Source organism: Streptomyces sp. NBC_00075, assembly GCF_045041225.1.
Lineage (GTDB): Bacteria > Actinomycetota > Actinomycetes > Streptomycetales > Streptomycetaceae > Streptomyces > Streptomyces adonidis.
In genome coordinates, this window is the sequence record NZ_CP108243.1 from 3,748,527 (window position 1) to 3,760,965 (window position 12,439).

Consider the following 12,439-nt stretch of genomic DNA (forward strand, 5'->3'; position numbering starts at 1 on the left):
ATCCCCTGTCGCTCGAAGCTGTTGGCCTCACGTTCCCTTCTGGAACGTGACCTCCACCCGTCGGTTCTTGCGTCGGCCCTGTTCCGAGGAGTTGTCCGCGATCGGGTAGTCCTCGCTGTAGCCGCGTACCTGGAAGGTGACGTCTGCGCCCAGGCCGGCGGCCAGTTCGTCGTGGACGACCTCCGCGCGGTTCTTGGAGAGGGTCAGGCCGTGAGCGTACGAGCCGAGGTTGTCGGTGAAGCCGAAGACCCTGACGTTCGTGGCCTTCTGGGCCTTGATCTCGTCGGCGATCGCCTGGATGCGGGAGCGGGCCTCGGGGTTGAGTTTCGAGCTGTCCTTGGGGAACAGGACCTCCGCCTGGAGTGCGAACGTCACGGTCTCGCTCGTGTCGACGCGGCGTTCCTCGCCGCCCATGTCCTCGACCACCGACTTGATGTCCAGGACTTTGGCCGCCGCGAGCGTGGCGCCGTCGGCCAGTTTCAGGCCGGGGCTGTTGGGGTCCACTTCGGGGGGTGGGGATGTTGTGACGCTGCCCGGGGGTGCGCTCGGGTCATCGTCGTCGGCTTCTGCGACGGGGGCTGCCAAGGTGAGGGTGGCCAGAACTGCCAGAGCCGTGAGGACAGTTGCGGTGGAGCGACGGTGAGCGCGGGGCATCGTTACTCGCCCCCGGAGATCTCGATGGAAGCCGGGGGCATGCCGCCGACCTGGAAGTCGACCTTGGCGGTGTCCGTGGGGGGCGCCGGGAACTGTGCGAACCACTGGGTCGTCTCGCCCTCACGGAGGCCGCCCTCGAACCTCGTGCAAAGGCAGCGGCCTTCGGTGTCACGAAGGACCAAGTACCTTTTCTTGCCCGTCTGATCGATCAGGCTGGCACCCGCCATGGACCCGCCGTTCTTGGACAACTCCCGTTCGTCGCCCCGCCAGTTGCCGACGGACCAGGCGCTCCCCGTTCCGTTCGTCACCGTGCCCTCGACGGTGACGAAGCCGCCCTCGTCGCGCTCGGCCGAGGAGATCGTGAGCGTCACCCCGCTCTCCCCCTTGACCTCTGCCAGCAGAGGATCCTGCTCGGGGGTCTGCGACTCCTTCTCCGTCTCACCGCTCTTGGTCTGGGAAGGGGCCGAGGACGATCCGCCCTTGTCGGAGTCGTCGTCGCCTCCCCCGCCGCAGCCGGCCACCGCGAGGAGCAACCCGGTCGTGATCGCCAGTGTCGACAGCGCCCTGCGGCTCTTCTTGGTGCGCCGGAAATCCATCGGTACGGCTTCCTCTCACTCGGCCAGATACACAGAGAACAGCACGGATGCGTCAGGAAAGTCGGCCGGATTGAAGTTTCCGGGGTCGATGGTCACGATCTGGCCGTCACAGTTCAGGTCGACCGGCAGCGTGGGATCCGCATTGGGATCGAAATCGCAGCGCGGCTGGATGACGGCGATGGCGTCGGCATTGGCGTGCATGCCCTCCGTGCCCGGAATGATCGAGGCGCCGACCGTATTGTTGGTCTCGACTGCGACCCGGAACCCGGGGAAACCATCCCTCTCGACAGGTTCAGCGCCGCCCTGAACGGTCGAGCCGTTCTCGGCGGCCAGTGCCTGCGCAGCCGCCGTGGCCCCGACGCCCGGTGGATCCTGGCCGTCCAGCCAGTCGAGCCAGTCGTTGCCCTGTCCGATCGCACCCGTCAGGGAGTCCACCAGTTCGTCCCGGGCGTCCTGCGCCGCCGCCAACGCCGCAGCGTCCGCCGCGGATTGAGCTCCATTGCGGACGGACGCTGCTTGAGCGAAGACGAAGAACGCGACGGCGGCGAAGAGCAGAATCCCCGTCAGCCAGATGTAAATGGGCAGGGTCTGCCCTCTGTCGCTCGCCAGGTGCGCGGAGGTCAGCCTCCGATGACGTCCTGGACGGCGTTGAGGATGGCGTCCGAGATCAACCCGTCCAGCCCCAACCCGTCGATCAGCGTAAAGATCCCCGCAATGATGATCATGAGGCCCGCATACTCCACGAACCCGGCCCCCGCGTCCCGTCCCTTCCCGCGCATCCGGGAGACAACGGTCCGCGCCCACGTGTTGACCTTCATCATGGCTTGCGCCTTCCCGCCCGACACCACTACCGACCTCAGCACAGTATGTGAGAACCCGCCTACTCCGCGTGGGTCCAGGGACCCAACTTCCCCCCACAGCACGCCCCATCACTCCCACCCCTCCCGAGCCGTACCCAGCCACCGGGCGATCGATTCGCTCCGTGTCGTACTGTGCAGCTTTGCGAAGATGCGGTTGATGTGGTTCTTGACGGTCTTCTCGCTGATGAAGCAGGTGGCGGCGATCTGCCGGTTGTTCATGCCGGCTGCGATGAGATCCATGACCTCCACCTCCCTTGAACTCAGGCCGAAGTCCGGTCGACTGCGGGCGTGGGCGGCGAGTTTCGTCGCGTGACCGAGCCTGGTTTCTGGAGTCTCCGGATTCTTTGGCAAGAGTGCCATAAACGGTTGCAGATGCGAAGAGTATTCGCTCGGTTCGTAGGAAACGACGAGCGAATCCGCCGCCCCCGTTCTCCTCCCCACCGCCCGCACCGCCTCCGTCAACTCCTCCGTCGTGAAGCCTCCGTGGACCAGGTAGCCCGACGCGCCCTGGCGCAGCGCCTGCCGCACCACCTCCGGCTCGCTGCTGTACGTCAGCATCATCACCGGTGCCAGGAGCGCCAGTTGGGGCAGTGCCGTCAGACCGTCCGTGCCCGGCATCCGTACGTCCAGCAGCACCACGTCGGGGCTCATCCGCTCCGCCGCCGACACCGCCTCCGTGCCGTTCGACGCCTCCGCCACCACCTCTATGTCCGGGTGGCCGCCGAGCAGCGCCGACAGTCCCGCGCGTACCACCGGGTTGTCGTCCGCCACCAGCACCCGCAGCAGCTCCGGCCGCCGCCGTTCATCTGTGGGCATGCGACTCGGCCTCCCTTCGGGACCGGGGCATGGGTACGTAGTCGAGTCCGGGTGGGTGCACGTCCACGCGGATCTCCGTGCCCCCCTCCTCGCCTCGGCCCACGTGAATCACCGCACCCAGCGACCTCGCCCGTTCCACCATGCCCAGCACTCCGAAGTGGCCTGATCTGGCTGTCTCTTCGAGGTTCAGGGGGTGGGGGATGCCCACTCCGTCGTCCCGGATGCGCAGGGTCACGCCCTCCGCACCCTCCCCCTGCGGCTCCGCCTCCAGCCTCACCCTCGTCGCCCTCGCGTGCCTGCGCGTGTTCTCCAGGGCCTCCGACACGATCGCCAAGAGGTGGTGTGCCGTCCGGTGCGGGAGGGCGGAGAGGGCGGCGATCCGTCCGGGCGGGGACTCCACGGTTGTACGGATTCCCGTGCTCTGCTCGAACTCCGCCGCCCGCCGCGCCAGTTCGGCGATCAGGTCCACGTCCGGAGACGTCAGGTCCGTGTGGTGGCGCAGGTCCGTCAGGAGGTCGCGGGACTCCGTTGCCGCTCGGCGGGCCGCCCCGGCCACCAGGGATGCCTGGCGTCGGACCGTGTCCGGGTCCGCGTCGGCCGCCGAGGTCGCCGCCAGGGCCTCCGCCGCCATGGCGAGGCCGTGCAGCGTCTTCGTCACCGAGTCGTGCATCTGCCGTGCCAGGCGCGCCCGTTCGGACTCCACCGCCTCCGCGACCGCCAGCCGGGAGTTCGCCTCCGCCAGTGCCTCGCTCGCCGTACCGAAGCGGAACATCAGGTTGCGCAGCGTGACGCCGATGATGCCCGCCCCGACGCAGAAGCCCGCTATGAGGAGGGTGCTCGTGCCGGTGCCCGGACGGTGTTCCCAGGCCCGGTAGACCGTGAGGAGGACTGCCAGTTGAACGCCCGTGAAGACTCCTGAGCCCCGCCAGCCGTAGAGGAGGCCCGCGAGGAGGGGCGTGCATGCCGTGGCGTAGGCGAGGGGGGATGCGGGAGACGCCGTGAGGAGGAGGATCGCCACGAACGTCAAGTCCGCTGCCATCAGGGTGGGATGGGCCAGGAGACGCGGGGCCAGGCGGTCCCAGTCGCGGTACATGGCGTACGAGGCCGTGATGCCCAGGACGGCCGCCGCCAGGACCATGTAACGCGGGGGGCCTTCCGCCGTGTTCGTCATCGCGAAGGGCGTGCCCAGGGCCAGCATCGTCATCCGTACGGCGAACGCCTGGCGGCACAGGGCCTGTAGGGCGTTGAGTTGGAGGCGGACGCTGGCCGGGGGCGGGGCGTCGTCGGCCAGATAGCCGGCCGTCGGGTCGTAGCCCCGGGTTCGCCTCTCGCTGCGTCGCATGCCCGTCACCCACGCCTTCATCGCCTCAACGCCCCAGAATCGAGCCGAAGTTGGTGCCCGAGCCGAGGAACATGCCCGTCGCGATGAGGATCATCGTCGCCGGGAGCATGAAGACCAGGGTGACGAGGGTGGCCTTGGGGATCGTCTTCGCGGCGCGGCGGCGGGACTCCTGCGCGTCGGTGCGGCGCATGTCCGCGGCGATCTGGATCAGGGTCTCCGCGATCGGGGCGCCCAGCTCCTCACCCTGCTGGAGCGCCGAGACGAACTGGGCCACCTGCTCACTGGAGTTGCGCCGGCGGAGTTCGTCGAAGGCCTGGCGGCGGCTCACGCCCATGTCCATCTGGCGGAGCGTGATGCGGAGTTCGTCCGCCCACGGTCCCTCGTACCGCTCCGCCACGCGGTCCAGGGCCTGGCGGAAGCCGAGGCCCGCCGACACCACCACCGCGAGGACGTCCAGGAAGTCCGGGAGCGTGCGGTCGATGACGTCCTTGCGTTCCCGTACCGCCTGCCAGATCGCCGCGTCCGCCGCCGTCACCCCGAACGCGAACGTGATGACGGCGAGGACGAGTTGGCCGTTGGTGAGGAAGATCAGGCCGAGGAGGACGCCGAAGGTGACGTAGACGGCGCGGCGGGCCGCGTAGCGGGTGATGGTGAGGCCGCCGGGGTTGCCCGCCATGTCGATGCGCAGGCGCTTCGCGTCGACCCGGCGGGGGCCCATCAGGCGCAGGACGAGGGGGGCGAACCGCATGCCCATGCGGTCCACCGCCGAGTCCGCCTTCGAGACCCGGGTGCCGCCCACCTCCAGGGCCAGCATCAGGTCGGAGGGGAGTTTGGCATCCGCCCGGATCATGCGGATGCCCAGCAGGGCGCCCGCGACCGCGATCGCCATCAGCAGGGCCAGGAGGAGAGGCAGCATCGGTTCGTCCACTCCCCTCAGACTTCGATCTTGCCGAGGCGGCGGATGACGAAGAAGCCGACGGTGTACAGGCCCAGGGAGAGCAGGATCAGGCCCTGGCCCAGGCCGGAGCCGGTCACCTTCTCCAGCGCGCCCTCGTTCGAGGAGTTGATGAGGAGGAGGGAGCCGAGGCCCAGGCAAGGGACCGTGAAGGCTGTCGCGTTGACCTCCGACAGCATCGTGCGGACCTCTCGGCGGGTCTCCTTGCGGTCCTCGAGGGTCTGGGTGAGGTTGCGGAGGGAGCTGACGACCGAGCCGCCCGCCTTGTTCGCCAGGACCAACGTCGTCACCAGGACGACCAGTTCGCGGGACGGGAGGCGCTCCGCCAGTTCGCCGAGTGCGTCGTCGACCGTACGGCCGAGCGTCAACTGGTCGGCAACGCGGGCCAGTTCCTCGCCCGCCGGGGCCTCCAGCTCCTCCGCCGCCATCGCCAGCGCCGTACGCAGGGCGAGACCGGCCGCCGTGGCGTTGGCCAGCAGCCTGGCCACGTCCGGGAGTTGGTTGATGAACGCCTCGATGCGTTTCTGGCGTTGCCAGTTGAGGAAGATCGCCGCACCCCAGACCGTCACCAGCGCGGCGATCGGGCCGAAGAACGGGGCCAGTACGGCGGCCGCCAGCAGCCACAGCGCGACGCCGACTCCGGTGACGTACGTGAAGAACTCGCCTGCCGTCAGGTCGAGTCCGGTCGCGGAGAGGCGGAGGTGGATCGTGCGGCCGAGCCGGGTGCGGCGAAGGCGTCGGTCGACGGCCGCGAAACGGCGTACGCGGCCTGCCACCGTGTGCAGTGCGCCGCCGCCGGAGAGGCGGTCTTCCAGCGCCCGGCGCTGGGCGCGGCCGGTGGCGTACGTGTGCACGCCCGCTACGGCGAGCGTGCCGCACAGCATGGTGGCGCCCAGTGCCAGCGGGACCGAGTTGTTCATGGCTGCTCGCTCCACACAGTCGTCGTGCTCGTCCTCGTGTTCATCCGATCGCCTGCCTCGTGTCCAGTACGTCGAGCACCTCTGCCACGCCGAACGCCGGTGGCAGCGACTCGTTCGCCAGGTACAGCTTCTCGGCGACCGGGCGGGGCAGCGGGAGGTGCTGGAAGTGGCCCTGGGCGACCCGGTCGGGGCCGGACGGGCGGGAGACGTAGCGGGAGACGGTCGCGATGCGGAACTGTTCGCGGCCGTGGGAGACGAGGAGGGCGATCTCCGCGATACGGCGGGATCCGTCGGCGTGGCGGGCCAGTTGGACCACCACGTCGACCGCCGAGTTGATCTGGTCCTTCAACGCCTCGAAGGGGATCATGACTTCGGACATCGAGCCCAGGGTCTGGAGGCGCATCAGCGCGTCCTCCGCCGAGTTGGCGTGGACGGTGGCCAGGGAGCCGTCGTGGCCCGTGGACATCGCCTGGAGCATGTCGAGGGTCTCGCCGCCGCGTACCTCACCGACGATGATGCGGTCGGGGCGCATTCGGAGGGAGTTGCGGACGAGGTCTCGGATGGTGATCTGGCCCTTGCCCTCCACGTTCGGCGGACGGGATTCGAGTCGGATCACATGCTCCTGCTGGAGCTGGAGTTCGGCCGAGTCCTCGATGGTGATGATGCGCTCGTGGGACGGGACCAGACCGGACAGCGCGTTGAGGAGCGTGGTCTTGCCGGTGCCCGTACCGCCGCTGACGATGACGTTGAAGCGGGCCCGGACGAAGGCCGCGAGGAGCATCAGCATCTGCTCGTCCAGCGAGCCGAGGCCGATCAGCTCCGGGAGGGTGTAGGCGCGGGGGAAGCGGCGGATCGTGAGCGTCGGGCCGGTGAGGGACAGCGGCGGGATGATGACGTTGACGCGCTCGCCGGTGGGCAGACGCGCGTCGACCATCGGATTCGACTCGTCCACGCGCCTGTTGACCGTCGAGACGATCCGCTCGATGGTCTGCATCAGCTGCTCGCTCGACGCGAAGCGCATGGGGAGCTGTTCGACCCGGCCGGCCCGTTCCACGAAGATCGAGTCGGGGCCGTTGACCATGATCTCGGTGATCGACGCGTCGGCGAGGAGCGGTTCGAGGACGCCAAGGCCGAGGGCCTCGTCGACCACCCGCCTGATGAGCTGGGAGCGTTCGGCGGAGGAGAGGACCGGGCCCTCGCGGCTGATGATGTGGCCGAGGACGCGTTCGAGGCGGACGCGGCGTTCGGCCGCGGCAAGGCTGGACATCTCCGCGAGGTCGATCTCTTCGAGGAGCTTGGCACGGTAGACGGCGACGAGGTGGCCGTCCTCGCGCGCGGTTCCGTTGCCGTTGTCGTCGGGGGAGGCTATGCGGGAGCGCAGGCTCATGGTCTCGGTCTCAACTCCTCTCCAGTCACGTTCAGTTATGGCTTCTGTGGGTCAGCCGTCGTCGTCGTTGGGCATGGTGGCCTCGCGGGTCACGGGCCAGGCGTCGAAGATCGGGATGATCGCGGGGACGGTCACGGTCACGGTCGCGGTGGTCGTGTCGCCCGCGCCGAGCGGGGCGTCCACCTGGGGGTCGAGCCAGTCGCTGACGGAGGCGACGCCCGCCGCCTCCCCGTCGCCGTCGAGGGAGGCCGCCCTGGCCGCCGCCCGCGCGCCCGTCCCGGCCTGGTTGATGCCGTAGCCGATCAGGCCGAGCTGGATACAGGCCAGTCCTACGATGATGAGGATCGGGAGGAAACCGGCGAACTCCAGGATGGAGGCGCCCCGGTCACCCCGCCCCCTCGCTTCCCGGAGACGGCTCGCCAGACGGTCCCGAAGGCTCCTCATCAGTCCCCGTCCCCTTCCAGCGCCGCGCCCGCCTCGCCGTTCACCGTCCAGTTGACGTCGAACCCCGGGAAGAACAGGGGGACTTGGGCACTGACGGTGGCCTTCATGACCTCGCCCTCGGGACCACAGTCGATGGCGGCGCCCGACCAGGCTCCGGGGAGGTGCTCGCCGCCCGCGCTCTCGCAGGCCCCTTCGTAGCCGGCGGGGTCGAGGGCGTACGCCGCTGTGGCCGCGCGAGCCGCCTCGTCCGCCGCGTTGCCGGCCAACGAGTACGTGTAGCCGTACAGCGCGCACTGCCAGAGGATGGTCATCACGACGAGCAACAGCGGGAACATGCCCGCGAATTCGAGGGTCACGGCGCCTCGGTCGCCGCGCTCTCCCCGTCGGCCGCGCAGGGTCAGTGCGCCCCGGTCCGAGGACGAGGACTTGCGTCGTTTGCCGCCGCCCCCTTCCTGGACGACGACCAGGCCCAACTCCCCCGCCAGCGCCCACAGTGCCTGCTTGACCGTCGACCGGGCGTCCAGGTCCTGGAGGCGTCCCGCGTCCACCACGCCCTGAAGTTCCTTGAAGGCGGCGGGAATCGAGGCCCGCGCGACCTTGGTGCCGGTGACCTTCTCGACGAGGGCGGGCTGGATCTCCGTACCCTTCGACTGCCTGTTGACGACCGTCAACGTCTCCTCGGCCTTGCGGATCTGGAGGCGGTCCCAGAGGCGGACCATGCGTTTGGCGGCGCGTACGGCGACGACGTCCGGGGTGACGAGGAGCAGGGCGTGGTCGGCCATCTCGACGGCGGCGGCCGTGGCGGAGTCCATCCGGGCACCGCAGTCGACGATGACGACGTCGTTCCGGGAGCGCAGGGCGGCGACGATCTGGCGGGTCGCCCGGTCGGTGACCTCCTCGCCGCGTTCGCCCTCGGCGGGGGCCAGGAGCAGGCCGATGCCGGTGTCGTGGATGAAGACGGCGTCCTGGAGGACACGCGGGTTGATGTCCGTGATGGCGGCCAGGTCGGCGACCGACCTGCGGAACTGGACGTCCAGGTAGGAGGCGACGTCCCCCGACTGGAGGTCCAGGTCGAGCAGGGCGACGGTCCGGCCCGACGCCCGTGCGGCGAGGGCGAGTTGGACGGCGGTCACGGTGGCGCCGACACCGCCCTTGGCGCCGGTGACGGTGACGACCGTACCGCCGGGGCCCGCGTACAACTCCGGTGCGCTGCTACCGAGATGGCGCCGCATGCCGGACGACCAGGACGCGGCGGCCGTCACGCGCTCGGCCAAGGACTCGTAGCTGAGCGGCAGTTGGACGATGCCGCGGGCGCCGGAGTCCATGGCGGCGGTGAGGACGCCGGTGCTCTGGTCGGCGGTGATGAGGACGACCCCGACGGCCGGGAAGCGCATCACGAGGTCGCGTACGAGATCGAGGGCCGGGACGGGCCCTATCCGCTCGTGTATGAGGACGACTTCGGGCAGTTCGTCGAGTGACTCGGCGGCCAGCCGGGCCAGGGTGTCGAGCAGCGCGGTCGAGTCGGCGACGGGCGGGGCGGGTTCGGCGTCGGGGAGCCTGCTGAGGAGGGTGCTCAGGGCGCGGGCGGACTCGATGTCGGCGGTGGCGGGGAGGATGCGGATGGTCATCGGCACACCCTCGCCGGGCACGACCTCGGCCGCGGCTGCGGCCTCGTACGTACGGACCTCATTGCCCGGCCTCCTACTTGTCCTTGTCGAGGGTGTACGTACGGTCGCTGTCACCGGGGACGGTCGTCAGCTCGCCGCCCGCGACCAGGGACAGCCGGACGTGTTCGGCGAACGACTCGGCGTACGCGACGCGTTGGGCGTTCGGCGTCGTGAGCGCGAAGGTGATCGGGACGGCCTCCGTGGCCGTACGCCGGCGTTCGGTGCTCGACTGTCCCGCTTCGAGGGCGGTCAGCTTGCCGACGTCGATGACGCGCGCGTTCGTGACGAGCAGCTTGACCTCGTCGACGCCCTTCTCGCTGTCCTTGGACTCGAAGGTGGCGTAGATGTTGACGAGGGACCCCGGGTTGATCTTTCCGGCGACACCGGTCGACGCGTCTATCATGATCGCGATCTCTTGCTCACCGGCGGCGAGTTCGGGCCGGTCGACGATCATGTCGGTCTGTAGCAGGGAGCCCTTCTCCAGCCGGGTCACCGCGATCTTGCCCTGGATCTGGGAGGGCTTGGTGACGGCGGTCGCCGACAGCCAGCGCTCCGGCATGGAGATCTTCTCGAACTGGTCGGCCGACAGCTCCTTGTAGGGCGCGATGTCGCTCTTGAGGCGGTACGCCGTCACCTCCGGGCCGACCTTGGAGTTCACGTCGCGGATCACCGAGAGCACCCCGACGAAGGCGCCGATGGCGCACAGGGTCGAGAGGACCAGCAGGATGACGCCGCGGCGCTGGCGTGAGTTCATGACGCGGACAACCTCGATCGGGGGTGGGGACGGACACGTCTGTGCGTCTGTTACGTCGTACCTCGGGGCAGTGCTGCTCGTACTGGTGTTCCTGAAGCCCCTGCTGGGGTTCCTGCCCGCCCGAGGGCCGCGGGAAGCTCCTGAGGGCGGGCGAGTGGGGCGGCACAGAATCCGCAGCGGTCGCCGATGAGTTCGAGGCCGCACCAGTGGCACTGCTCACGGCGTACGGAGGAGACCAGTTGGTAGAGCACGGAGACGTCGTGCAGCCCGGCCGCGAACTCGACGACCTTCCCGGTCCCCCACCAGCGCACGGACTCCGCGGGCAGCGGAACAGGGGCGACTCCCTGGACACGCCAGGCGGGTGCGAGGGTCGAGGTGACCCAGTCGGAGGGCGGCTGCCCCTGCGCCACGAGCAGCCGCGTCCCGAACTCGGGCCCGGTCAGCTCCTCCTGACCCACCCGTACGAGCTGGGCTCGCGGATTGGCCAGTACGGCGAACTGGGCGCCCGGCACCCAGGACTTGGCGTGCGACTTGAGCGAGACGGGCACCCGGTCCAGCTTGGCGACGGAGCCGAGGAGGGCGCCGGCGTAGATGTAGTGGGCGAGGAGCCGGGCGGAGGACGCGAGCACGCCCGGGCTGAAGTCGCACATGGAGAGCTGGCGCAACTGCTGGGCGAGCAGGGCGAGTCCGAGGGGCGGCAGGTCGACGCCGAGCAGCGCGATGCGGTCGCTCTCCAGGACGGAACGCACGGTGTGCAGCCGCCGGGTGACGGCCGGGTCCGTGGACGCCGGGTAGAGGGCGATGACGTATCCGTGCTGCTCGATGAGCGTGTGCATCCCCATGAGGGCGCCGTCGAGGCTGTCGAGCGTCGGGACGGCGGCGGGCGGGGTCTGCCGGTCATGCGGTGGGAGCACCAGATCGGAACTGGTGACGGCTATCGCGGTCGGCACGCTGCACACCACCCCGTTCACTGCGGCGGGGTGGTCGGCCACCGCCTCAGATCGCCCCTGTGACGTCCTCTTGCATCAGCACCTTATCCACGGCATGGCCCGCTCAACACTGAATCTTCTAGATCAACTAACGGAAGGTGGAGCTTGATCGACGGAGAGTGAGGCGAATATGCCACAAGTCGGGTGCCGGGGAGGGGAGTTGACGGAACTTGACCACTACGGATCAGTACGCCTTCCGAGGGAAAGTTCACCTGGATCCCCTTGAGTGAGTGCTGTCGCACGAGGGGAGTCAGGCGGTCCGTCCTCCCGCGGAGCCCGTTCCTTCCCAGAGCGTTCCTTCGAAGAACTCCAGGACCTCCTCCAGGCCCAACTCCCGCCGCCCCGGTTCCCCTTCCCTCGAAACATTCCAGCCACCGTCCCACTCCACTCGCCAGACCTTGCCCAAGCGGTTCTCGAACTCCACGAATCCGCCGGCGGAGTTCTCCAGCTCGGGAATCTCCTGACGGACGATCCGCGGGTATGTCAGTGCGCGCCCAGGATTGGTGCTACCGCCACCTGAGCGGGGATTGTCAAAGCTCATCTTCACGAACGGCACCGGCTCGCGCCCGATTTCGGCGGGCCTCAGCATCTTCGTGTACCTGGCTTCAGCTTCGGCGAGCGTCTCGTGTCCGGAGAACTCGCAGGCATACGCGGGAAAGACGATGTACGTCACCGCCGTGAGGTCGGGATTCTGTGCCTTGTGATGGCCGTGGACATCCGGGACGGCTGCCGCGACGGCGTCGAACTCGTGGTCAGGTACCCGCAAGCCCGCCACGGAACCGAGGAAACGCCCTTCCCCCAACAACTCCTGCTCGTGAGCGCGAGCGAAGGACAGCACCTCACGGGCAAGGTTCTCGTCGTGCTTGCCGCGCTGGTTGGTCTGGAGGAGCCGCTTTCCGTCGTCGGTCAGAGCCCCCGCGAAGTGCAGTACCGGATTGAGACTCCACCGCCATGCCCCGTCCAGGCCATCGAGGGGGGCGACATTACGGAAACCGGCGATGGTGGCCTGTAGATCCATGGTTCCTTCCAGGTGTGCTTCGGGGATTCCGGGGTCG

The 12,439-nt window shown here is 69.0% G+C and carries 14 protein-coding genes; all 14 read right to left on the reverse strand.

Features of this window, described 5'->3' with window-relative positions; translation table 11 throughout:
* Window positions 1-27 precede the first annotated feature (27 nt).
* A complete protein-coding gene (locus OG787_RS15995) occupies window positions 28-654 on the reverse strand; it encodes an OmpA family protein (RefSeq protein WP_405535551.1) in 627 nt (208 codons plus the stop codon).
* Between the two features lie 2 nt (window positions 655-656).
* Window positions 657-1,250: a hypothetical protein gene (locus OG787_RS16000; protein WP_405535552.1), complete on the reverse strand. Its 594-nt coding sequence runs from the start codon at window positions 1,248-1,250 to the stop codon at window positions 657-659.
* 15 nt (window positions 1,251-1,265) lie between these two features.
* A complete protein-coding gene (locus tag OG787_RS16005) occupies window positions 1,266-1,874 on the reverse strand; it encodes a pilus assembly protein TadG-related protein (RefSeq protein WP_405540498.1) in 609 nt (202 codons plus the stop codon).
* A complete protein-coding gene (locus OG787_RS16010; protein WP_405540499.1) occupies window positions 1,871-2,071 on the reverse strand; it encodes a hypothetical protein in 201 nt (66 codons plus the stop codon). Before OG787_RS16010 ends, OG787_RS16005 begins: the two co-directional genes overlap by 4 nt.
* 108 nt (window positions 2,072-2,179) lie before the next feature.
* On the reverse strand, window positions 2,180-2,926 hold the full coding sequence (locus tag OG787_RS16015) for a response regulator (RefSeq protein WP_405535553.1): 747 nt from the start codon (window positions 2,924-2,926) through the stop codon (window positions 2,180-2,182).
* The gene (locus tag OG787_RS16020; RefSeq protein ID WP_405535554.1) at window positions 2,913-4,268 is read right to left on the reverse strand and encodes a histidine kinase; all 1,356 of its coding nucleotides are present in this window, start codon (window positions 4,266-4,268) and stop codon (window positions 2,913-2,915) included. The genes OG787_RS16015 and OG787_RS16020 overlap by 14 nt, the downstream gene beginning before the upstream one ends.
* A gap of 25 nt (window positions 4,269-4,293) precedes the next feature.
* Entirely contained in the window at window positions 4,294-5,184 is an 891-nt protein-coding gene (locus OG787_RS16025; protein WP_235475170.1) for a DUF5936 domain-containing protein, read from the reverse strand.
* A 17-nt stretch (window positions 5,185-5,201) separates the two neighbouring features.
* Window positions 5,202-6,143, reverse strand: a complete 942-nt coding sequence (locus tag OG787_RS16030; protein ID WP_369035042.1) for a type II secretion system F family protein — start codon at window positions 6,141-6,143, stop codon at window positions 5,202-5,204.
* A gap of 40 nt (window positions 6,144-6,183) precedes the next feature.
* Window positions 6,184-7,530, reverse strand: coding sequence for a CpaF family protein (locus OG787_RS16035; protein ID WP_235475172.1), 1,347 nt, complete (start codon window positions 7,528-7,530; stop codon window positions 6,184-6,186).
* A gap of 51 nt (window positions 7,531-7,581) precedes the next feature.
* Window positions 7,582-7,974, reverse strand: coding sequence for a TadE/TadG family type IV pilus assembly protein (locus OG787_RS16040; protein ID WP_369035041.1), 393 nt, complete (start codon window positions 7,972-7,974; stop codon window positions 7,582-7,584).
* Window positions 7,974-9,602 (reverse strand): CpaE family protein, encoded by a 1,629-nt coding sequence (locus OG787_RS16045; RefSeq protein WP_405535555.1) that lies wholly within the window; start codon window positions 9,600-9,602, stop codon window positions 7,974-7,976. Before OG787_RS16045 ends, OG787_RS16040 begins: the two co-directional genes overlap by 1 nt.
* 73 nt (window positions 9,603-9,675) lie before the next feature.
* Window positions 9,676-10,395, reverse strand: coding sequence for a Flp pilus assembly protein CpaB (cpaB, locus tag OG787_RS16050; RefSeq protein ID WP_369035039.1), 720 nt, complete (start codon window positions 10,393-10,395; stop codon window positions 9,676-9,678).
* Between the two features lie 50 nt (window positions 10,396-10,445).
* Window positions 10,446-11,345 (reverse strand): hypothetical protein, encoded by a 900-nt coding sequence (locus OG787_RS16055; protein ID WP_369035038.1) that lies wholly within the window; start codon window positions 11,343-11,345, stop codon window positions 10,446-10,448.
* 289 nt (window positions 11,346-11,634) lie between these two features.
* Window positions 11,635-12,402 (reverse strand): hypothetical protein, encoded by a 768-nt coding sequence (locus tag OG787_RS16060; RefSeq protein ID WP_405535556.1) that lies wholly within the window; start codon window positions 12,400-12,402, stop codon window positions 11,635-11,637.
* Between the last annotated feature and the right edge of the window lie 37 nt (window positions 12,403-12,439).

Bases quoted from the DNA above. Each gene is read 5' to 3' on its own strand.
- OG787_RS16000 (WP_405535552.1), bottom strand. From the start codon at position 1,250: ATGGATTTCCGGCGCACCAAGAAGAGCCGCAGGGCGCTGTCGACACTG.
- OG787_RS16060 (WP_405535556.1), bottom strand. From the start codon at position 12,402: ATGGATCTACAGGCCACCATCGCCGGTTTCCGTAATGTCGCCCCCCTC.
- OG787_RS16045 (WP_405535555.1), bottom strand. From the start codon at position 9,602: ATGACCATCCGCATCCTCCCCGCCACCGCCGACATCGAGTCCGCCCGC.
- OG787_RS16015 (WP_405535553.1), bottom strand. From the start codon at position 2,926: ATGCCCACAGATGAACGGCGGCGGCCGGAGCTGCTGCGGGTGCTGGTG.
- OG787_RS15995 (WP_405535551.1), bottom strand. From the start codon at position 654: ATGCCCCGCGCTCACCGTCGCTCCACCGCAACTGTCCTCACGGCTCTG.
- cpaB (WP_369035039.1), bottom strand. From the start codon at position 10,395: ATGAACTCACGCCAGCGCCGCGGCGTCATCCTGCTGGTCCTCTCGACC.
- OG787_RS16030 (WP_369035042.1), bottom strand. From the start codon at position 6,143: ATGAACAACTCGGTCCCGCTGGCACTGGGCGCCACCATGCTGTGCGGC.
- OG787_RS16025 (WP_235475170.1), bottom strand. From the start codon at position 5,184: ATGCTGCCTCTCCTCCTGGCCCTGCTGATGGCGATCGCGGTCGCGGGC.
- OG787_RS16035 (WP_235475172.1), bottom strand. From the start codon at position 7,530: ATGAGCCTGCGCTCCCGCATAGCCTCCCCCGACGACAACGGCAACGGA.
- OG787_RS16040 (WP_369035041.1), bottom strand. From the start codon at position 7,974: ATGAGGAGCCTTCGGGACCGTCTGGCGAGCCGTCTCCGGGAAGCGAGG.
- OG787_RS16010 (WP_405540499.1), bottom strand. From the start codon at position 2,071: ATGATGAAGGTCAACACGTGGGCGCGGACCGTTGTCTCCCGGATGCGC.
- OG787_RS16020 (WP_405535554.1), bottom strand. From the start codon at position 4,268: ATGCGACGCAGCGAGAGGCGAACCCGGGGCTACGACCCGACGGCCGGC.